This is a genomic window from Micromonospora siamensis, from assembly GCF_900090305.1.
GTDB lineage: Bacteria > Actinomycetota > Actinomycetes > Mycobacteriales > Micromonosporaceae > Micromonospora > Micromonospora siamensis.
This window is the reverse complement of sequence record NZ_LT607751.1, coordinates 3,343,444-3,363,716: the sequence shown is the minus strand read 5'-3', so window position 1 is coordinate 3,363,716 and position 20,273 is coordinate 3,343,444. Positions and strand designations below refer to the sequence as shown.

Here is a 20,273-nt window from a genome sequence, read left to right as displayed (position 1 = left end):
CGGCCCGGTCCGCTCAGCGGGCCCGGGCCAGCCGTTCGTAGCCGGCGGCGGCGGCGACCAGCAGCGTCAGCAGCACCAGCGCCCCGGCGGCGGGCAGCAGCCGGGCGACCGGCAGCAGCGCCAACGCCGCGCCGGCCGGCACCAGCTGCACCGGCCGGACCGACCCGGCGGAGAGCCGCAGGAAGAGCAGCCGTCCGGCGAGGAAGATCGCCACCCCGCCGTACAGGGCGAAGGCCGCCGGCCAGCTCAGCTCCCGGCGGCCGTGGTGGCCACCGCCGTACGGCTCGGCGACCTGGGCGAGCACCTCCTCGACGCCGCACGCCAGATAGATCACGCCGACGATCAGCAGCAGGTGGGCCTGGCTGTACGCGTCGGCGGCCATCCGGTCCCGCCGGCCTCCGGTGGCGGCGCCGAGGGCTCGGGCGCCGGCCGGCGCGGCGCGGTCGAAGTAGAGCGACCACAGGCACACCACCACCGTCAGGCCCAGCAGCGCGGCCCCGAGCACCGGTGGTGCCGTCACCGCCCTGCCGGCCCCGACGCCGGCCGCGGCCAGCGACTCACCGAGCGCGATGATCAGCACGAGCCCGTGCCGTTCGGCGAAGTGGGCCACGCTGTGCAGGGGCCATCCGCCGCGCAGCGCGTACGACAGGCGCTGCCCGACCACCTCGACGACGAAGGCGACCACCCAGAGCACGGCCTGCGCGGTACCGCCGAGCAGGGCGCCGAGCAGCAGTGGCGCCCACGAGACCAGGCTGACCGTGGCGAACAGCCGGATCCGCCGGCGCAGGTCGGGTTGCCCGGCCGCCACCCAGTGGTACAGCGCCAGGTGCACGCTGCGCAGCAGGATGTAGGCCAGCGCCAGCAGCACGGGCGCGTCCAGTCCCGGCGCCGGCGTCCACGACCGCGGCATGACCAGGGCGGCGATGAAGAGCGCCGCCATCGCCACCAGCACACCGGCCCGGACCCCGCCGACGTCGAGCCGGGTCTGGTTGCCCAGCCACGCGTACGACGACCAGGCCAGCCAGAGGAGAACCAGCAGGAGCAGCGCCCGGGCCATCGCCGGTCCGGTAGGCGGCTGCATCAACGCCATGATCCGGGTCAGCGCGAAGACGAAGACCAGGTCGAAGAAGATCTCGAACGGAACGGCCCGGTGGTCCCGGGCGGCCGGCGTCGGCGGCACGGGTTCGAGCGTAGGCGGCGGGGCGGCCCCGGGAAGCCGGATTTGCCACCTGGAACGGACGGTCCTGGCCGCCCTGCTAGCGTGGGTCGTGAACGCCATTCTCGTCACCGGCGCCGCCGGCTTCATCGGTTCCAACTTCGTCCGGCACTGGCGGCGTGCGCACCCCGCCGACCGGGTGATCGCCTACGACCTGCTCACCTATTCCGGGTGCCGGGCCAACCTCGCCGACGTCGCCGGCATCGACTTCGTCGAGGGTGACATCCGGGACCGGCGGACGGTCGAGCGGACGCTCCGCAGATGCGGCGTCGATGTCGTCGTCAACTTCGCGGCGGAGTCGCACAACTCGCGGGCGGTGCTGGAGCCCGCCGCCTTCTTCGAGACGAACGTCATGGGGCCGGTCGCGCTGCTGGAGGCCGTCCGCGCGGTCTCGTCCGGCGGGATCCGCTTTCACCAGATCTCCACCTGCGAGGTCTACGGGGACATGGCCCTGGACGCGCCGGGCGCCTTCACCGAGCAGTCGCCCTACCTCCCCCGTACGCCCTACAACGCCGCCAAGGCCGGCGGTGACCACGCCACCCGGGCCTTCGGCTACACGTACGGCATCCCGTTCACCGTCACCACCTGCGCCAACAACTACGGGCCCTACCAGTTCCCGGAGAAGGTCATCCCGCTCTTCGTCACCCAGGCACTCCAGGGTCGGCCCCTGCCGGTCTACGCCTCCAGCCGCAACCGGCGGGAATGGCTGCACGTCGAGGACCACTGCCGGGCGGTCGAGGCGGTCCTCCTGCACGGCCGGACCGGCGAGACCTACAACATCGGCAGCGGGGTGGAGGTCGACGTGGAGACGCTGGCCGACAGCGTCCTCGCCGAGCTGGGGCTGGGCCCGGAACTCAAGGCGCGGGTGCCCGACCGGCCGTCGCACGACCGCCGCTACCTGCTGGACTCCGGCAAGGTGCGTACCGAGCTGGGCTGGGCGCCGCGGATCGGGTTCGCCGCCGGCCTGCGGGAGACCATCTCCTGGTACCGGGAGAACGAGAGCTGGTGGCGACCGTTGCTCGCCCGCGCCTCGACCGTCCAGGAGAGCGCCTGGGGCGACGCGCGGCCCTAGTCACCGGTCCGGGTACGCGCGACCGAGTCCGGTGTCCAGGTGAGCGCGTAGCGGGGGTCCGCCACGGCCTGGGCGAACGCCCTGGCCGACGCCGGGGAGCCGGCGACCCGCCAGTCCACCTCCTTGTCCACCTCGAACCAGATCAGGCCGATCAGCTCGGGGTATCGGGGCAGCGACCGGAACGCCTCGGTGATCCACCGTGCCTTGTGACCGCCGGCGTCGGTGGCGGCCGTCTCGGTGATCACCATCGGGCGATGGCTGAAGGTGCGCAGCTGGACGATGGTCGCCCGGAAGATCTGGTCGAAGGACCGGTACGTCGCGAACGCGCCCATCCCGTAGTAGCCGGAGATCCCCAGCCAGTCGACGTAGTCGTCGCCGGGGTAGTACGCGTGCAGCGTCGGGGCGGAGTTGTTCCACCGCGCGTTGGGGCTCCACACCCAGGTGACGTTCGTCGCCCCGGCCGACCGGAACAGGTCGTGCACGTGCCGCCAGGCCCTGACGTAGTCGCCCGGCCGGTTGCCGTTGGCCCGTTCGCACCACGGGTACCAGTCGCCGTTCATCTCGTGGGCGAAGCGGATGGCCACCGGGTAGTCCAGCGACCGGATGCCCTCGGCCCAGGAGCGCAGGTAGTCGTCGAAGTCACCGGCGGCGATGCGGGAGAGCCGGTAGCGGGGCTGGGTGGCCCGCTCCCGGTTCATCTGCGCGGTGGCGATCTGGTTGCGCAGCGCCGCCTCGTCCAGCCGGTGGTCCCACGGCTCCCAGGCCAGCATCGGCAGCATGCCCCGGTCGCGGATCCGGTCGAACAGCGCACGGTCGAACGGGCCGGACGTCCAGCCGACGCTGAAGAGCATGACCTGTGGGGCGTGCCGGGTCGCCGCGGTGAAGTCGTCCACCGCGCGGAAGTCGTAGGGGCCCTCGCGGGTGGCGACGCCGACGAAGGTCCGGCCGGCCGGCGGGAAGGGCGGTCGGGGCGGCGGGCTCGGGGTGGCGGTCGCGGTGGGCCCCGGTTCGGCGTTCGCCACCCGGTCCGGCGACGGCTGCGTCGGTTGACCGGAGGTGCCCGGCGCGATCACGAAGACGTACGTCAGCAGGAGCGCGGCCGTGACCAGCAGCGCACCGCGCGGGACCGTCAGCCGTGCCACGGCACGCTCCTCTCGGCCGGCACCCGGGATCGGGGCGGGCGACGTCGTCCCGCGGTGGTCCGGGTCGCCAGGTGGGCCGGGCGCCGGCGGCGCCCGGCGCGGGCGGCCAGACCCGAGCCGATGGCGATCAACGGCGGGCCCAGGCCGGTCAGCAGGGTCACCACGGGCCACACCCGCAGCGGGGTGAGCCCGTCGTCGAGCAGGAAACCCGCCCCGAGCAGCACCGCAGCGAAGGCCGCCCAGGCGAAGTGCAGCCGGAAGGTGGCCAGGGACTCGCTGGTCCGCAGCGTTCCCTTGGCGGTCACCACGAAGGCCAGCTTGCGGCGCAGCAGCGCGCCGACGGCGGCGGCCACGTAGATCGGCCCGGTGAACAGCGCCAGGGCCATCCCGACCAGGCCGATCTCCTCCCGTTCGTGGGGGGCGATGTTGAACCGGCGCAGCCAGAGCCAGAGCAGGAACCAGGAGCCGATGGTGGAGGTCCACAGCGCCGACCAGACGGCGACGTCGAGCCGGCTCATGCCCACGCCGGTGAACAGGTACAGGACGGTGGCGAGGTTGCCCAGCAGCAGGCTGACCGCGACGCTCGGGTAGTAGAACTGGAGCAGCCGGTACTGCCAGCGACGGCGTGACCCCAGCTCGCGGGGGGTCCGCAGGTCGGGCCGGACCAGGATCTCGCAGATCCCGGCCGCCCAGCGTTTCTGCTGGTTGAAGTAGTCGGCCCAGGAGGTGGGCCCCTCCCCGATCGCCACCACGTCCGGGGTGTAGACGCCCTTCCACCGGTTGCCGGTGCCGGGGTTGACCGCGGCGTGCACCCGGATGCTGGTCAGGTGGTCCTCGATGATCGAGTCCTGGTAGCCGCCCACGGTCCGCCAGGCCGCCGGCCGGTAGAGGTGCCCGGTGCCGGTGAGCAGCGGAGCGTCCAGGCCGTTGCCGCCGCGCGCGATCAGCCCGTTGTAGAGGTACTGCTGGACCGAGGCGCCGTGCGCCACCCAGTTCTGGTGCATGTTGCCGTAGACCTGCGGCGTCACCACGAACGCCACGTCCGGGTCGCGGAAGTAGCCGAGGGTCCGTTCCAAGAAGCCCGGCAGCGGCACGTGGTCCGGGTCCACGTTGGCCACCACGTCGTAGTCGTGCTCGTGCTCGGCCCGCCAGGCGTTGTGGTTGCCGGACTTGGTCCGGGTCCGGAACTCGCCGCTGGGCTGGTTGTACTCGGGGCGGCCCTTGCGGCTGAAGTGTCGTACGCCCAGCCGCTCGGCCATCGCCCGCACCGCCGGGTCGTCGCCCTCGTCGAGGATCCAGACGTCCACCTGGCCGCAGTAGACGATCTGCCGCATCCGCCGCAGCGTCCGCTCGGCCACGTCGATCGGTTCCTTGCTCGGCACGATCGTGGTCAGCAGCGCCACCCGCAGGCCGACCGGCGGGTCGACCGGCACCGGGTCCTTCGCGTGGAAGGCGAAGACCCAGACCACGACGTTCTGCGCCAGGCGGATCAGCTCCACGCCCACCACCACGCAGAAGCCGAGCCGGGCGGCGAAGGTCTGCCAACCACCCGGGCCGACGACCCCCGCGCCGGGCACGTGCGCGGGGATCAGCAGCCAGCCGACGAAGAGCAGGCCGGTGCCGGCGTTGAGCAGGACGAACAGCGTCAGGACCAGCCGCGACGCGGGTGTCAGGGCGGCGCGGAAGCGCACCGGCGCGTCCGGGCTCTCCGGCGCGGTCAGCGGTCCGGCGGTCGCCCCGCAGGCCGCGTACGCCAGTCGTGCCCGGACGTTGAGCCGGCGCCGGTCGCGGTGACGTACGGACGGTGACCGGCGGGACGGGCCGGGGGCGGGGGCGCCGCCCGGCGTACCCTCCCCGGTGGATCGAGCCAGGCGCGTGTCACTGACGACGCCCACATTGCCCCCATGAAGAGATCTGCCCGCCGTGGACCCGGCCGGGCCGATGCCGTGTCGACATCTCGGTGACGAACGATGACGTGTGCGAGCCGCCGGCCGCTCAGCCGCCGCCGGCCCCCCGCGGGCCGGACGGGACGGCGGCGACGTCGCCGGACGGCGGCGTCCACAGCCGGGTGATCCGGGTCAGCCGGCCGTCGGCCCGCTGGTCCGCGTCGGGCGAGCGCAGGGCCACCTGGACCGGCGCGGCCAGCACCGCGACCGCCACCAGCACGGCGGCGCACCAGCCGGCGCGGACCCGGGCGAGGGCCACCGCGCCGAGGGTCGCCCAGGCGGGCAGGGTGAACAGCAGCACCGACGGCAGCCAGACCGGTGTCGCCTGGGCGATCAGCAGCAGGGCGAGCGGCGGCGCGACCGCCCATGCCGTGTAGAGGGCGGCGGAGCGGCGCAGCGGGAGGCTGAACAGCGCCAGCCAGCCCAGGACGCCGGCCAGGGCGGTGACCCCGAACAGCTGCCCGGGTGTCGCGGCGAGCACGTCCAGGGTCGGTGCGACACCCGCGGCGAGCCGATCGCCGCGCCGCGCGTCGAGCAGCAGCAGCGCCGCGGCGGGCGCCGCGCCCAGGGCCGCCACGAGCAGCCAGCGAGGCGCCAGGCCGCGGCGGAAGAAGACCACCGCCCAGCCGTGCCCGACCAGCAGCAGCAACGCCAGCGCGTGACAGGTTCCCAACAGGAGTACGGCGGCACCGTAGCCGGCCAGCCGGCGGGCCGTGGGCGCCTCGACGAACCGCACCAGGCACCAGGTGGCGAGCACGGCGGCGAGCATGGCCAGCGCGTACGGCTGGGGCTGCTGGGCGTACCGGGTGGTCGCGGGCAGCAGGGCGAAGATGAGTCCGGCCAGCAGGCCGACCCGGGGGGTGAACACCCGAGCGGCCAGGGCCGCGACGAGGGCCGCGGTGGCGGTGACGGCGAGGATCGACGGCGTACGCAGCGCGAGGTCGGACTGGCCGAAGACGGTGGCCCAGGCGCGCAGCAGCAGGTGGTGCAGCGGGCTGGCGACGTCGGCGCCGGCCGGGGCGGACCGGTGCGCGCCGGTGGTGGCGAGGGCGCCCATCAGCAGCGTCGGGAGCAGCCACGGGGTGATCGACCGGCGGGGCGGGTCCGCCTCCGGTGGGACCACGGGGTCGTGGTCCTCCCCCCACGGGTCCTCGACGCCGGCCCCGGCCGCGGGGACCGGGGTCAGGACGAGCGTCTCCGCGTCCTTCATCGTGGCTCACACACCTCTGTGGGATGGACGGTCGGGCTCGCCGTGGGCCGGAAATTGGCCGGCCGGCGGCTCCGACAAACGCCACCAGAACGGTCAAAAGCACCATATCCGACGGGCCTGCGGGCGGCAGCCGGATCCGAGAGTCCGTCCGAAAGGGCCCCACCCGTCGCGGGCCGATCGACCGGTTCCGGCGGGGCGGTGTCGGCGCCACGAATGCACTACTGTCGACATCGTGACCCCGGTGGAGGCCGTCGCGGCCGCGTACGCCCGGTGGATCACGCCCGCCCTCCCGCTGTACGGCGACGACCACGAGCGGTCCGACTTCGCCCCCTGACGCCTCGTCACCGGTCGCAGGGCCCGCTTCGGGTCGTGCCGTCGACAGCGACGGTTCATGCCCCGGGCGGCAGTGTGCCCGCGACCCGGTTCCGGCAGCGCAGCGCCGGCGCACCCGGCGTGCACCGTCCCGCAACCGCGCAGGAGGGCACCAATGGATCCCACGGCAGGCATCGACCACATCGTCTGGGACTGGAACGGGACCGTCTTCGGTGACAGCCGGGCGCTCATCGAGGCGACCATCGAGGCGTTCGCCGCCTGCGGGCTGCCCCCGGTGACCCGCACCGACTACCAGCGTCACCACACCCAGCCGATCACGCACTTCTACGAACGCCTCGCCGGCCGGGAGCTGACCGACCAGGAGCAGGAACAGCTGGACCGGTGCTTCCACGCCGCGTACGGCCGCCACCGGGAACGCGTCACGCTCACCGTGGACGCCGTCGAGGCCCTGACCCGGTGGGACGCCACCGGACGCGGCCAGTCACTGCTGTCCATGTACCCGCACGAGCGGCTCGTTCCGCTGGTGACTGCCGCCGGCATCGACCGGTTCTTCACCCGGGTCGACGGGACGGCGCCGCCCGGTGTGCCGCGCAAGGCCCCGCACCTGCGCCGCCACCTGGAAATCCAGCGGCTGCGGCCGGAGCGGACCGTGCTGGTCGGCGACAGCGTGGACGACGCGCTGGCCGCGCGGGAGTGCGGCACCCACTGCGTGGTCTACCACCCGGGAGAGGACGCGCTGCACGCCCGCGACCACGTCGCCGACCTCGGCGTGCCCGTCGTGGCGACGCTGCGCGCGGCCGTCGACCACGTCATCGGCACGTGGGACGGGTGGCCACCCGGCGGCACGGCGGTGACCGCCGTGGTCGCGCCCGCACCGGGAGACCGGCCCGAAGCGCACCGGATCGGGAGCTGAGCCGTGGTCGAGTTCCGGGCGGTCGCCTTCGACTGGCGAGGCACCCTGGTCACCACGCTCTCCATGCAGGAGTGGGTGCGTACCGCGCTGCGGCGCCTCGGTCGGGACACCCGGCCGGTGGTGGTCGCCCAGGTGGCGGCGGCCATCGACGCGGCGGCCGGCGAGCCGGACCGGTTGGATCCGCCGGGGCTGGACTGCGACGCGGCCTTCCACCGCGAGACGTACCACCGGGTCCTCGCCGACGCCGGTCTCGACGACGCGCTGGTGGGCGCCCTGTACGCCGTGGAGTCCGACGCCACCCAGAACCCGTTCGCCGTCGACGTCGACCCGGTGCTGCGGGCGATCGCCGGGCACGGCCTGCGGATCGCCGTGGTCAGTGACATCCACTTCGACGTACGCCCGGCCTTCGCCGCCGCGGGCCTGGCCGACCTGGTCTCGACCTTCGTCCTGTCCCACGAGCACGGTGTGCAGAAGCCCGACCCGCGGATCTACCGGTTGACCCTCGACCGGCTCGGCACCGTACCCGGGCAGACCCTGATGGTCGGCGATCGTCAGGGGCACGACGGCGCCGCCGTGGAGGTCGGGATGCCGACCCTGCTGCTGCCGCCGCTGACCGGTGTCCGCGACGAACGATTGGGGCTGGCCGCCCGGCTGCTCGGCGTGCGGACCGATCCGCCGGCCCGTGGGCCGGCCGGCCCATGGTGACCGTCGGCGTGCTGTTCGACCTGGACGGCACCATGCTCGACCACGCCGGGGCCGCCCGCCGGGCGGTCACCGCCTGGGCGGCGACCGTCGCGCCCGGCGTGGGCGGCGACCCGACGCTCGTCGCGGCCTGGTCGGCCCTGGAACGGGAACACTTCGCCGCCTACCTGGCCGGGGAGTGCTCGTTCACCGAGCAGCGGCGGCGCCGGATGCGGGCGGTCCTCGCGCTGCTGGGGTCGGCGGTCGACGAGGCGCGGCTCGACGACGAGTTCGCCGACTACCTGCGGCACTACGAGGCGGCCTGGCGGCCCTACCCCGACGTCGTCGACGCGCTGGTCGGGCTGCGCTGCCGCGGGTACCGGCTGGGTGTGCTCAGCAACGGTGACGCCGGCCAGCAGCGGCGGAAGCTGTCGGCGATCGGCCTGGGCGACGCCTTCGACGTGGTCTGCTGCTCCTCGGAGCTCGGCGTGGCCAAACCGGACCCGGCCGCCTTCCGGCTCGCCGCCGAACGACTGGGCCACCCTCCCCGTCACCTGCGGTACGTGGGCGACGACCCGGAGACCGACCACCGGGCCTCCCTTCGAGCCGGGCTCGACGGCACCTGGCTCGACCGTACGGCCCGCCGCGCCGACGTGTCGGCCATCCGGATCGACCGGCTGACCCGGCTGCCCGAACTCCGCGCGACCACCGCCACCACGCCCGCCGGAGGTCACCCGGCTTCCTGGCGGGCGGCGCTGGACCGGTTCGCGGACCTGATCGACCCCCGGGCCCGCTGGGCGGTCACCGGAAGCGCCGCCGTCGCGCTGCACGGCGCGGCGGTGACCCCGCGTGACGTCGACGTGGTGACCGACCCGGCCGGGCTGGTGGCGCTGCGCCGCAGGTTCGGGGACGTCAGCGTGGCGGAGCCGTTCCGGGCGGTCGGGGTGACCGCGCGCGCCCGGCTCCGCCTCGCACTGGACGAAACCCCGTTCGAGATCCTCGTCGGCGTCCGCAACCGCCGACAGGACGGCGGCTGGTCGGCCCCGGCGACGCCGGACGACCGGCTGTGGATCCCGTCGTGGGGCCGGCTGGTTCCGGTGCTTCCACTGTCGTCGCTGCTGCGGATAGCCCAGGAGCGGGGACGTACCGACCAGGTCGTGGCGATCCGGCGCCGGCTCGGCCAGCTGCGCATCGGCGACCGGGCGCTACCCCCCGACGGGCGGTGACGGCAGCGGCTCCACCACCGCCTCCTCACCGGGCACGGTCCGCTCCCTGACCCGCCCCGGACCGGGGCCGGCGGGCCACTCGCGGAAGCGCCGGAACAGCATCGGCACCCCGCGGGCGACCGTGAGGTCGGCGCTGTCCATGGCCTGGATGTGCACGTGCGGCTGGGTGGAGTTGCCGGAGTTGCCGCAGTCCGCGAGGTGCTGGCCCTCGACCACCCGCGCGCCGACCGGGACCCGCAGGGAACCGGACCGGAAGTGGGCCAGTCCCACGAAGCCGCCACCGGGCAGCGCGATGACCACGTGGTTGCCGGCGACCGCGGCCACCCCCCGGCGCAGCCGCGCCGACTGCCCCAGGGTGTACGGCACCAGCGCCGGCTGCGACCGCCGCGCCTCGTGGTCCGGCTCGCCGTCGTGGGCCGCGACGACGGTGCCGGCTGCGGGCGCCAGGATCGGCCGGCCGAAGGCCAGGAACCGCTCCGGCGGTTCGCTGGTGAGCAGGCTCCGCCAGTCGTGGCGGCCGGACGTCCGGTGCGCCGCGTCCACGGCGACGAAGTCGATGGCGTAGCGACCGCCGAGCAGGTCGGTGCCGTGGCTCGGCACCCGCCGGGCCGGACTGTTGCGGGCCAGCCAGAGCCCGGTGAACGGCAGCGCCAGTTCCACTCCCCCGGCCGCCGGGTCCTGGCCGGACACCGGAGCGGACCGGCCGGCGACGGCGCCACCGACGGCCACCACCGAGGCGCCGACGGCGACCGTGCGGGCGACGAAGAGCCGGCGGGAGGCGTCGGGCCGGTCGTCCACGTCGGCGGGCCGATGCGGCGGGTCGGTCGCCCGGCGAGCGAGGGCACGCCGCAGCAGCGGCCGGACAACCTCGCCCAGCAGCAGCGCCAGGATCAGGTACAGCAGCAGCGGCAGCCACCAGGCGGCCCACCCCGCCGCGAGGCGGCGTACCGGCACGGGCGGCTCCAGCGGCCCGACGGTGAGCAGCAGCGCGGTGCCCGCCGCGAGCAGCAGCACGACGACCGTGCCGACCCGCCGCCACCGGCCGCCCGTCGCCGAGACGTCGCGGACCAGTCGCCGGTACAGGTACCAGTGCACGGCCGCCAGCACGGCGAGGACGGTCGCGGCGGTCAGCAGGTCCAGTGCCATCGGGGCGGGGTCACCTCGTCCGGTGTCAGCGCACCGTCTGGAGCAGCTTGTTCGGCGTGCCGGCCGGTACGCCGGTGAGCGCGCCGTCAACGGCCGCCCGGTCCAGGGCCCCGGCTACCTGCGCCGGGGTGGCCATGGGACGCCCGCCCAGATAGAGCGCCGCCGCCCCGGAGGCGTGCGCGGCCGAGACCGAGGTGCCGGAGTCGGAGCTGGTGCCGCCGCCCGGCCAGGTGGAGGTGATGTCCACCCCGGGAGCGTACAGGTCCAGCCCCGGACCGTAGTTGCTGAACCACGCCGCCGTGTCGGCGCAGTCGGACGAGCCGACGGTGACCGCCTCGCGTACCCGGGCCGGAGAGGAGTTGTCGACGTCGTCGGCGCTCGCCCCCGCCGACAGCACGTACGTGACACCGGAGGCGACGGAGGCGCGTACCGCCTCGTCGAGCACGTCGCTGGCCGGGGCGCCGATGACGACGTTGGCCACCGACGGGCCGGAGGCGTGCGCGGTGATCCAGTCGATTCCGGCCAGCACCCCACCGAGGGTGCCGCCGCCCTGCGCGTCGAGCACCTTCACCGAGATCAACCGGGCCTTCTTCGCCACGCCGTACGTGGTGCCGCCGACGATCCCGGCCATCAGGGTGCCGTTGCCCAGCTCGTCGGCGCCGTCGCCGCCGAAGGCGTCGAAGCCGGGCCGGGCACGGGGGGCGAGGTCGGGATGGCGGTAGTCGATGCCGGTGTCGACCAGGTAGACGTCGACGCCGGCGCCGGCCGCCGCCGGGTACGTGTACGAGCCGTCCAGCGGTAGCTGCCGCTGGTCGATCCGGTCCAGGCCGCAGGAGGGGACCTGCTGCGTGCCGGTGCGCGACGCCACCCGCTCGATCCTGGTGTCCTGCTCCACCAGCCGCACCGACGGATCCGCCGCCAGCCGCCGCGCCTGTTCCTCGCTCGCCTGGACCAGCGCCCCGCGAACCGCGCTGTGGTAGCTGTCCCGGACCCGTACGCCGTACCGGCCGGCGATGTCGGGCCGCTCCCCCTCGGCGAAGAGCACCAGGTAGCTGCCGGGCACGGCCCGGGCGCTGCCGGAGTTGACGACGGGCCGGGCGGCCCCGGCGGGCCCGGGGACCGCCAGGACACCCATCCCGAGTACGGTCCCGGCGGCCACCAGGACGGCGCCGGCTCGGCGGCGGGCGGTCAGCGACGCTGCGGGCACTGTTCCTCCTCGTGACCAACGGTGGGATCGCCCCTGGTCGGGGCGTCCGATGCGTAGTGTCCGCGCCGGCCCGGCCGCTGTCGTCGTACCGACCGCAGGTGTAGGGCTTCACCTAGCCACGCCACCGTCCGCAGTGGCTCCACCACAGGTTCCAGGTGTTGTTCTAGTACCTCCCCCGGCAGCGGTGTGACCGGCCGTCGCCACGGTCGAATGGGCCCCGGATCACCCCGCCGCGCGCCGGCGCCGGGTGCCGCAGCGGGCACCACCCACGGAGGAGAGATGAGCGACAACCAGGACAGCCGCCCCTACAAGGTCGTGCTGAACCACGAGGAGCAGTACTCCATCTGGCCGGCCGGCCGGGAGAACGCTCCGGGCTGGCGCGACGAGGGCGCCACCGGCACCCGCGAGGAGTGCCTGGCGCACATCGAGGAGGTCTGGACCGACATGCGTCCACTGAGCCTGCGCCGACGGATGGCCGAGCAGGGGTCCTGATGCGCAGCGGTCCCGGCACTCTGGCACACGAGCTGGTCGCAGGCTGGGCGCGGGAGAGGCCCGACGCCGTGGCCGTCAGCTCCGAGCGACGGTCCCTCACCTACGCCCAGCTCGACCACCGGGCCGACCGCCTCGCCGCCGCCCTGCGCGCCCACGGCGTCGGCCCCGAGACCCGCGTCGGCATCTGCCTGCCCCGCACCGCCGACTGGATCACCGCACTGCTCGCCGTCTTCAAGGCCGGCGGCGCCTACGTGCCACTGGACCCGGAGTACCCGCCGGCCCGCCTCGAATACATGCTCGCCGACTCCGCCGCCACCGTCCTGGTCGGCACCGGGCCCACCGCCGAGCACCTCGCCGGGGCCTGCGACGTCCCCCTGCTGGCCCCGGACGCGGAAACCGCCAGCAGCGCGACCGGTCCCGGCGCCCACCCGGACAACCTGGCGTACGTCATCTACACCTCCGGCTCCACCGGCCGCCCCAAGGGCGTCCAGGTAACCCACGCCTCGCTGGGCAACATGCTGGCGGGGCTGACGCCGGCGCTGGAGGTCGGCCCGGGGCGGCGCACCCTGCAGTGCGTGTCGTTCAGCTTCGACATCTCGGTCTTCGACACCCTGGCCACCCTGACCAACGGCGGCACGCTGGTCATCGCCACCAAGGAGGAGGTGGCCTCGCCCGAGCGGCTGGCCGACCGGCTGCGCGGCGAGCGCATCCACACGGTGGCGCTGCCGCCCTCGGTGCTGGCCACCCTGGTCGACCAGGAGTTCCCCGACCTGGCGGTGGTCGGTTCGGGCGGGGAGGCCTGCCCGCCCAAGCTGGCCGCCTCGTTCGCCGCCCGGCACCGCTTCGTCAACGGCTACGGCCCGACCGAGACCACGGTCGCGGCATCCCTGTTCGAGGTCACCCCGGAGCACGGCGAGCTGCCCTCGGTGCCGATCGGGGCACCGTGCGCGGGCGTCTCGCTGTACGTCGTGGACGACCCGGCGGGTACGGCCGCACCGCCCGGCGGGACCGGCGAAATCTGCATCGGCGGCGCCGGGGTGGCCCGCGGTTACCTCGGCCGGCCGGCGTTGACCGCGGCGGCGTTCGTCCCCGACCCGTTCTCCGGGGTGCCCGGCTCGCGCCTGTACCGCACCGGTGACCTGGGCCGGTTCCTGCCCGACGGCGCCCTGGAGTTCTCCGGTCGCGCCGACGGACAGGTCAAGATCCGCGGCCACCGGATCGAGCTCAACGAGATCCGGCAGGCGCTGGAGCGCCACCCCCGGGTCAGCCAGGCTGTGGTGCTGGTCGGGGAGACCGGCCTGCTGGGCGGCCAGATCCTCGCGTTCGTCCTGCCGGCGTCCGGTCAGGACGCGGTGACCGGTGGGCTGCTGCGCCGTCACCTCGCCGACGAGCTGCCCGACTACATGGTCCCGAACTCCATCACCCTGGTGCGGGAGTTTCCGCTGACCCCGAACCACAAGGTCGACCACGCGGCCCTGCTGGCCCAGGGTTCCGGTCCGCGCCGACGCGACGTGCCCGTCGTCGCGCCCCGCACGCCGGTCGAGGCGGACCTGCTGCGGATCTGGCAGGAGGTGCTGGGGCAGCCGGAGATCGGCATCCGGGACGACTTCTTCGAGTTGGGCGGCCACTCGCTGCTCGCCGCGCAGGTGGTCGCCCGGATCGAGAAGGCCCACGGCGTACAGCTGCGGCTGGAGACGCTGCTCGCGCAGGGACGGACGGTCGAAGGCCTGGCCGACGCGGTGTCCCGGGCGGCGGCCGGCGGGGGGACCGGGCGCCCGCCCATCACCCGCATCCCGCGCCCCGCCCGGCGCACGGTCCCGAGCTGACGCAGGTCCGACCCGAAGGAGTAGGCATGGAGCTCACCGAGGAGAAGTTCGTCGTCCCGACGTCGTACTCCCAGCGGCGGCTGTGGTTCCTGGAACAGATGGAGGGCGGCGGACCCGCCTGGAACATCCAGGCCGTCCTGCGGCTGCGCGGCGCCCTGGACCCGGAGCTGCTGCACGAGGCGGTGAACGCGGTGGTCCGCCGCCACGAGGCGCTGCGCACCACCTTCGCCGCGGCCGACGGCGATCCGGTGCAGGTGGTGTGGCCCTGGTCCGGCATCGAGCTGGAGCGGGTGGCCTGCGACGACCGCGACGACCCGGCCGGCACCGCCGACGAGTGGCTCTCCGGGGCCTGGCAGCGGCCGTTCGACATCGAGGCCGGCCCGCTGTTCCGCGCCGCGCTGCTGCGCCTCGGCGAGGAGGAACACCGCCTGGCCCTGGGCCTGCACCACCTGATCGCCGACGGCTGGTCGCTCCAGCTGCTCTACCGGGAGGTCGTGGAGAACTACCGGCGGCTGCGCGCCGGCGCCGAGCCGCGCGGCGACGACCTGCCCATCCAGTACGCCGACTTCGCCGCCTGGGAACGGGAGAACGTCACCCCGGAGACGCTCGGGCCGTCCATGGAGGTGTGGCGCCAGCGGCTCAAGGGCGCCGGCGACCCGACCGGGCTGCCCACCGACCGGCCGCGTACCGCCGATACGGCCGCCCAGGGACGCCTGCTGCTGGCCACGCTCCCCGGTGACCTGATCGAGGACGTCCGCTCCTTCGCCGCCGGGCGCGGCGCGACGGTGTTCATGGTGCTGCTCGCCGCGTTCGACACGCTCCTGCACCGGTACTCCGGCCAGACCGACGTGCTGGTCGGCGTGCCGATGGCGGGCCGCGGCCAGCCGGGCCTCGGCGAGCTGATCGGCTGCTTCGTCAACACCGTGGTCGCCCGGACCGACCTGGCCGGTGACCCCACCTTCGACCGGCTGCTCGGGCAGGTCCGGGAGGTGTCGCTGGAGGCCGTCGGGCACCAGGAGGTGCCGCTGGAGTGGCTGGTGAAGGAGCTGCGCCCGGACCGGGACGGCGACCGGCAGACCTTCTTCCAGACCGTGCTGCACCTGGCGGAGGTGTCGCTGAACAGCATCCACCTCGACGGGCTCACCGTCGACGTGGTGCGGATGGACACCCAGGCCCCCGGCGTCGACCTGGCGCTGACCCTGGTGCCCACCGACTCGGGCCTCGCCGCCGCCTGGGAGTACGACGCCGCCCTGTTCGACGCGGGCAGCATCGAACGGCTGCACGCGCACCTGCGTACGCTGCTCGAGGCCGCGGTGGCCGATCCGGGCCTGCGCCTGTCCGAGCTGCCGATGCTCGGCGCCGCCGAGCGGGAGGCGCTGCTCGCGCCCGGCCCCGCGGCCGACCCGGAGCCGCCGCTGCTGCCCGAGCTGGTCGCCGGGTGGGCGCGGGAACGGCCCGACGTCACCGCGGTCACCGACGGCGACCGGTCGCTGAGCTGGGCCCAGCTCGACACCCGGGCCGACCGGCTCGCCGCCGCCCTGCGCGCCCACGGCGTCGGTCCGGAGGCCCGGGTCGGCGTCTGCCTGCCCCGCACCACCGAGTGGATCACCGCGCTGCTCGCCGTCCTCAAGGCCGGCGGCGCCTACCTTCCCCTGGATCCGGAGTACCCGGCGGCCCGCCTCGAATACATGCTCACCGACTCCGCCGCGAGCGTGCTGATCGGCTCGGGACCGGCCGTCGAGGAGCTCTCCCGGGCCTCTGGCGTCCCCCTGCTGTCGCCCGACGCATGCGCCGACGCCACCGACACCGGGCCCGGTCCGCACCGGGACGACCTGGCCTACGTCATCTACACCTCCGGCTCCACCGGCCGCCCCAAGGGCGTGCAGATCACCCACGCGTCGTACGCGGCGCTGCTGGCCGCGCAGCGGGCCCGGCTGCCGCACGGCCCCGACGACACGGTGCTCCAGTTCTGCTCCCCCAGCTTCGACGCCTCGATGTTCGAGATCGGGCTGGCCGTCGGGGCCGGCGCCCGCCTCGCCCTGGGCACCCGCGACGAGCTGGTGCCCGGTGAACCGCTGGCGGCGCTGATGCGCCGGCACCGGGTCACCTCCTGGACGGCCCCGCCGTCGGCGATCGCCGCGCTGGGCGCCGCCGACGTGCCGAGCCTGCGGGTGGTGATCGGGGCCGGCGAGGTGCTCACCGCCGGCGCCGTGCGGCACTGGACGCCGCAGGCACGCTGCTTCAACCTGTACGGCCCCACCGAGGCCACCATCTGGGCCACCGGCCACGAGGTGCGGGAGTCCGACGTCGACGGCGCCCTGCCGATCGGCACCGCGATCCCCGGCTACAGCGCGCTGGTGCTCGACGAGGACCTGCGCCCGGTGCCGGTCAACGTGGTGGGCGAGCTGTACGTCGGCGGTGTCGGGACGGCGCGCGGCTACCTCGGCCGGCCCGGGCTGACCGCGGAGCGGTTCCTGCCCGACCCGTACTCCGCGCGGCCCGGCGCCCGGCTGTACCGCACCGGGGACCTGGCTCGCCGGCGCTCGGACGGGGAACTGGTCTTCGCCGGCCGGGCGGACGACCAGATCAAGGTACGCGGCTTCCGGGTCGAGCCGGGCGAGATCGAGTCCGCGCTCGCCGCCCACCCCGGCGTACGCGAGTGCGCGATCGTGGCCCGCGCGGACAGCCTGGGCGTGGTCGGGCTGACCGCCTGCGTCGTCCGGGCGCCGGACGGGCCGCCCGTCTCCACCGAGCAGCTGCGCGACCACCTCACCGGCCGGCTCCCCGCCCACTTCTGGCCCGCCGGCTACGTCTTCCTGGAGAGCCTGCCGATCACCGGCAACGGCAAGGCCGACCGGGCCGCGCTGGCCGCGCTGATCGACGAGGCCGGCGAGCGGGTCCAGCCGGAGAGCGTCGACTACGAGCCGCCCCGCACCCCGCTGGAGGAGATCCTGGTGGACATCTGGCAGGAGGTGCTGGACGTCCCGCGGATCGGTGTGCACGACTCGTTCTTCGACAAGGGTGGCCACTCGCTGCTCGCCGCCCAGGTGATCGCCCGGGTCAAGGCGGCGACCGGCCTGGACGTCTCGGTGCGGCTGCTCTTCGAGCACCGGGTGCTGGCCGACCTCGCCGAGGCGATCATGCAGCTCGCCCTCGGCGAGGAGCAGCGGGAGGCCGCCCGATGACCGCGCCGGAGCTGGCCGACCCGACCACCGTGGACGTCGCCGACCCGGTGCTGCACCGCGACGGCGTACTCGACCCGGTGTGGCGCTGGATGCGCCACAACGACCCGGTGCGCTGGACCGTACGCCCCAACCGGGACGCGTACTGGTCGGTCACCGCGCACGCCGACGCGGTACGGGTGCTCCGCGACAGCCGGACCTTCTCCTCCGAGCGCGGCATCCGGCTGGGCGGGGATCCGCTGGCCGCCGCGGCCGCCTCCCGCAAGATGCTGATCGTCACCGACCCGCCCCGGCACGGCGACATCCGGCGGATCATCGGTTCCGCGTTCACCGCGCGGACGGTGCAGCGGCTGGAGCAGAACATGCGGGCGACGGTGACCGCCTGCCTGGACGAGGCGTTCGAGCGGGGCACCTGCGACCTCGTGCGGATCGCCGCCCGACTGCCCGTCTCGGTCATCTGCGACCTGCTCGGCGTCCCCCGCGAGGACTGGGACTTCATGCTGGACCGCACCACCGTGGCCTTCGGCGCCGTCGACGAGCACGGCGGCCCGACGGCGGCGGCGGCCGAGGCGCACACCGACATCCTGCTGTACTACCTGGAACTGGTGAAGCAGCGTCGCCGCGACCCGCGCGAGGACGTGGTCACCGCCCTGGTCCGGGGCGAGGTCGACGGGCGTCCGCTCACCGACGAGGAGATCCTGCTCAACTGCGACGGCCTGATCTCTGGCGGCAACGAGACGACCCGGCACGCCTCCGTGGGCGGCCTGCTCGCCCTGGCCGCCCACCCCGACCAGTGGCGGACGCTGCGCGACGACCCCACCGTCCTGCCCACCGCCGTGGAGGAGATCCTGCGCTGGACCACGCCGGGCGCGCACACCCTGCGCACCGCGGCCCGGGACACCGAACTCGCCGGGCGGCGCATCGGGGCGGGACAGCCGGTCGTGGTGTGGGGCAGGTCGGTGAACCGCGACGAGACGGTCTTCGACGCCCCGGACGTCTTCCGCCTCGACCGCAGACCCAACCGGCACCTGACCTTCGGCCACGGCGCCCACTACTGCCTCGGTGGCGCCCTGGCGACCAGTGAGCTGCGCGTGCTCTTCGGCGAGGTGGCCCGCCGGGTGGCCACCATCGAGGTGCCCGGGCCGGTGAGTCGGGTGCGCTCCAACCACATCGCCGGATTCGAGGAGGCGGTCGTCGCGCTGCGGCCCGCCCCGACGACGGACGGCGGCCGGCATGGCTGAGGCTCGTACGCCCGCGGTCTCCGCGGCCCGGATCGACTTCGAGCGGCGGCTGCTGGCCCGTGCCGCGCAGGCCCGGCGGACCGTCGCGCCCCGGCCCGACATCGTCCCGGCCAGCTTCGCCCAGGAGCGGATGTGGCTGTCGGACTGGCTGGACCCGGACGCGTCCACGGAGAGCACCGTGTTCGTCATCGGCCTGCGCGGCGACCTGGACGTCGCGGCGCTGCGCGGCGCGGTCAGCGACCTGACCCGCCGCCACGAGGTGCTGCGCACCGTGGTCGAGCCGGGCCGGGGCGGACTCTTCCAGCGGGTGCTGCCCCCGTCGGAGGTCCCGGTGCCCACCGTCGACCTCCCGGCGGACGGGGCAGCCGAGGCGCTGGAGACCTTCGCCCGGGAGCAGTTGGTCCGCAAGCTGGACCTGGCCACCGAGCCGCCGGTGTCGTGGACGTTGCTGCGCGCCGCCGACGGCGGACACCACCTGGTGCTGCGGATGCACCACATCGCCGCCGACGGCTGGTCCGAGGGTGTGCTGAACCGCGACCTGTCCCAGCTGTACCGGGCCCGGGTGACCGGGGAGCCGGCCGGCCTGCCGGAGCTGCCCATCCAGTACGCGGACTTCGCGATCGGGCAGCGGGAGCGGCAGTCCGGCGCGGGTCTGGAACGAGGGCTGTCCTACTGGCGACAGCGGCTGGCCGGGGCCCCCACCACCGTGCCGCTGCCCTTCGACCGGCCGCCCGGCGAGACCGAGGCGCTGGAGTCCGGCACCCTGTTCGCCCGGATCCCGGGAGCCGTCGTGGACGACCTGGAGACGACGGCCGGCGCGGTCGGCGCCTCCGGTTACATGGCCCTGCTGGCCGCGTTCGCGGTCACCCTGTGGCGCGGTTCCGACCAGCGCGACCTGGTCGTCGGGTCGCCGGTGGCCGGCCGGGAGCTGCCCGAGACCGAGCAGCTCGTGGGCGTGTTCACCAACACGCTGCCGATGCGGGTGCTGGTCCGGCCGGAGGAGTCCTTCGCGCAGCTGCTGCGCCGGGTCCGGGAGAACGCGCTGGACGACTTCGCCCAGGGCGAGGTGCCCTTCCAGCGTCTGGTGGACGCCGTCCGGCCGGCCCGGGCGCCCGGCCGCCTGCCGCTGGTGCAGGTGATCCTCCAGCTGGACAACACCGGCTTCGCCGAGCCCGAGTTCCCCGGCGTCGAGGTCTCCTACCGGCAGCTGTTCGCGGAGAAGTCGGCGCTGGACCTCACCGTGAGCCTCGGGCGGCGCGGCGCGGACCACGTCGCGGTCTGGAAGTACCGCTCCGCGCTGCTGGCGGAGAGCACCGTACGCGGGTTGCACGACCGGTTCGTCGCCGTCATGCGGCAGGTCGCCCGGCACCCCGACGCAGCCCTAAAGGACGCGGAGCTCGCCGGGAGCTGAGTCGGCGCGGCGGCGCCGGGCCGACCATG

Annotated in this window: 15 protein-coding genes; 9 read left to right on the top strand and 6 right to left on the bottom strand. The window is 74.6% G+C overall.

The window, feature by feature from the left end:
• Positions 1-13: 13 nt before the first annotated feature.
• Positions 14-1,180 (bottom strand): low temperature requirement protein A, encoded by a 1,167-nt coding sequence (locus GA0074704_RS15420; protein WP_231926453.1) that lies wholly within the window; start codon positions 1,178-1,180, stop codon positions 14-16.
• Between the two features lie 88 nt (positions 1,181-1,268).
• Here GA0074704_RS15420 and rfbB point away from each other — a divergent pair, with 88 nt between their 5' ends.
• On the top strand, positions 1,269-2,288 hold the full coding sequence (gene rfbB / locus GA0074704_RS15415) for a dTDP-glucose 4,6-dehydratase (protein ID WP_088971156.1): 1,020 nt from the start codon (positions 1,269-1,271) through the stop codon (positions 2,286-2,288).
• On the opposite strand, the gene GA0074704_RS15410 is transcribed toward rfbB, so the two are convergent.
• The 3 genes from GA0074704_RS15410 to GA0074704_RS15400 all read right to left on the bottom strand — a co-directional run bounded on the left by GA0074704_RS15410 (position 2,285) and on the right by GA0074704_RS15400 (position 6,586).
• Entirely contained in the window at positions 2,285-3,430 is a 1,146-nt protein-coding gene (locus tag GA0074704_RS15410; RefSeq protein WP_088971155.1) for a glycoside hydrolase family 26 protein, read from the bottom strand. The two genes, rfbB and GA0074704_RS15410, sit on opposite strands and share 4 nt — an antisense overlap.
• Positions 3,418-5,325, bottom strand: a complete 1,908-nt coding sequence (locus tag GA0074704_RS15405; protein WP_088971154.1) for a glycosyltransferase family 2 protein — start codon at positions 5,323-5,325, stop codon at positions 3,418-3,420. The genes GA0074704_RS15410 and GA0074704_RS15405 overlap by 13 nt, the downstream gene beginning before the upstream one ends.
• Before the next feature lie 100 nt (positions 5,326-5,425).
• Positions 5,426-6,586: a glycosyltransferase family 39 protein gene (locus GA0074704_RS15400; protein ID WP_088971153.1), complete on the bottom strand. Its 1,161-nt coding sequence runs from the start codon at positions 6,584-6,586 to the stop codon at positions 5,426-5,428.
• 487 nt (positions 6,587-7,073) lie between these two features.
• Between GA0074704_RS15400 and GA0074704_RS15395 the strand changes: the two genes are divergently transcribed.
• From GA0074704_RS15395 to GA0074704_RS15385, 3 genes are read left to right on the top strand one after another with little or no spacing between them, the layout of a single operon-like run.
• Positions 7,074-7,832, top strand: a complete 759-nt coding sequence (locus GA0074704_RS15395) for an HAD family hydrolase (RefSeq protein ID WP_088971152.1) — start codon at positions 7,074-7,076, stop codon at positions 7,830-7,832.
• Between the two features lie 3 nt (positions 7,833-7,835).
• Positions 7,836-8,537, top strand: coding sequence for an HAD family hydrolase (locus tag GA0074704_RS15390; protein ID WP_088971151.1), 702 nt, complete (start codon positions 7,836-7,838; stop codon positions 8,535-8,537).
• A gap of 8 nt (positions 8,538-8,545) precedes the next feature.
• The gene (locus GA0074704_RS15385) at positions 8,546-9,739 is read left to right on the top strand and encodes an HAD-IA family hydrolase (RefSeq protein ID WP_157743697.1); all 1,194 of its coding nucleotides are present in this window, start codon (positions 8,546-8,548) and stop codon (positions 9,737-9,739) included.
• Here the strand turns inward: GA0074704_RS15385 and GA0074704_RS29190 are convergent.
• The gene (locus GA0074704_RS29190) at positions 9,719-10,885 is read right to left on the bottom strand and encodes a M23 family metallopeptidase (protein WP_088971149.1); all 1,167 of its coding nucleotides are present in this window, start codon (positions 10,883-10,885) and stop codon (positions 9,719-9,721) included. The two genes, GA0074704_RS15385 and GA0074704_RS29190, sit on opposite strands and share 21 nt — an antisense overlap.
• A gap of 25 nt (positions 10,886-10,910) precedes the next feature.
• Positions 10,911-12,092 (bottom strand): S8 family peptidase, encoded by a 1,182-nt coding sequence (locus GA0074704_RS15375; protein ID WP_088971148.1) that lies wholly within the window; start codon positions 12,090-12,092, stop codon positions 10,911-10,913.
• 279 nt (positions 12,093-12,371) lie between these two features.
• Here GA0074704_RS15375 and GA0074704_RS15370 point away from each other — a divergent pair, with 279 nt between their 5' ends.
• The 5 genes from GA0074704_RS15370 to GA0074704_RS15350 are packed head-to-tail and all read left to right on the top strand — an operon-like array spanning position 12,372 to position 20,244.
• On the top strand, positions 12,372-12,584 hold the full coding sequence (locus GA0074704_RS15370; RefSeq protein WP_088971147.1) for an MbtH family protein: 213 nt from the start codon (positions 12,372-12,374) through the stop codon (positions 12,582-12,584).
• Positions 12,584-14,410 (top strand): non-ribosomal peptide synthetase, encoded by a 1,827-nt coding sequence (locus GA0074704_RS15365; protein ID WP_088971146.1) that lies wholly within the window; start codon positions 12,584-12,586, stop codon positions 14,408-14,410. Before GA0074704_RS15370 ends, GA0074704_RS15365 begins: the two co-directional genes overlap by 1 nt.
• 26 nt (positions 14,411-14,436) lie before the next feature.
• Complete coding sequence (locus GA0074704_RS15360) at positions 14,437-17,595, top strand: non-ribosomal peptide synthetase (protein WP_088971145.1); 3,159 nt, start codon at positions 14,437-14,439, stop codon at positions 17,593-17,595.
• The gene (locus GA0074704_RS15355) at positions 17,592-18,833 is read left to right on the top strand and encodes a cytochrome P450 (RefSeq protein WP_088971144.1); all 1,242 of its coding nucleotides are present in this window, start codon (positions 17,592-17,594) and stop codon (positions 18,831-18,833) included. Before GA0074704_RS15360 ends, GA0074704_RS15355 begins: the two co-directional genes overlap by 4 nt.
• Entirely contained in the window at positions 18,826-20,244 is a 1,419-nt protein-coding gene (locus GA0074704_RS15350) for a condensation domain-containing protein (RefSeq protein ID WP_088971143.1), read from the top strand. Before GA0074704_RS15355 ends, GA0074704_RS15350 begins: the two co-directional genes overlap by 8 nt.
• Positions 20,245-20,273: the final 29 nt, after the last annotated feature.

Excerpts from the sequence above, each read along its gene's own strand:
- GA0074704_RS15400 (WP_088971153.1), bottom strand. The coding sequence starts at position 6,586 with ATGAAGGACGCGGAGACGCTCGTCCTGACCCCGGTCCCCGCGGCCGGG.
- GA0074704_RS15395 (WP_088971152.1), top strand. The coding sequence starts at position 7,074 with ATGGATCCCACGGCAGGCATCGACCACATCGTCTGGGACTGGAACGGG.
- GA0074704_RS29190 (WP_088971149.1), bottom strand. The coding sequence starts at position 10,885 with ATGGCACTGGACCTGCTGACCGCCGCGACCGTCCTCGCCGTGCTGGCG.
- GA0074704_RS15370 (WP_088971147.1), top strand. The coding sequence starts at position 12,372 with ATGAGCGACAACCAGGACAGCCGCCCCTACAAGGTCGTGCTGAACCAC.
- GA0074704_RS15365 (WP_088971146.1), top strand. The coding sequence starts at position 12,584 with ATGCGCAGCGGTCCCGGCACTCTGGCACACGAGCTGGTCGCAGGCTGG.
- GA0074704_RS15360 (WP_088971145.1), top strand. The coding sequence starts at position 14,437 with ATGGAGCTCACCGAGGAGAAGTTCGTCGTCCCGACGTCGTACTCCCAG.
- GA0074704_RS15355 (WP_088971144.1), top strand. The coding sequence starts at position 17,592 with ATGACCGCGCCGGAGCTGGCCGACCCGACCACCGTGGACGTCGCCGAC.
- GA0074704_RS15350 (WP_088971143.1), top strand. The coding sequence starts at position 18,826 with ATGGCTGAGGCTCGTACGCCCGCGGTCTCCGCGGCCCGGATCGACTTC.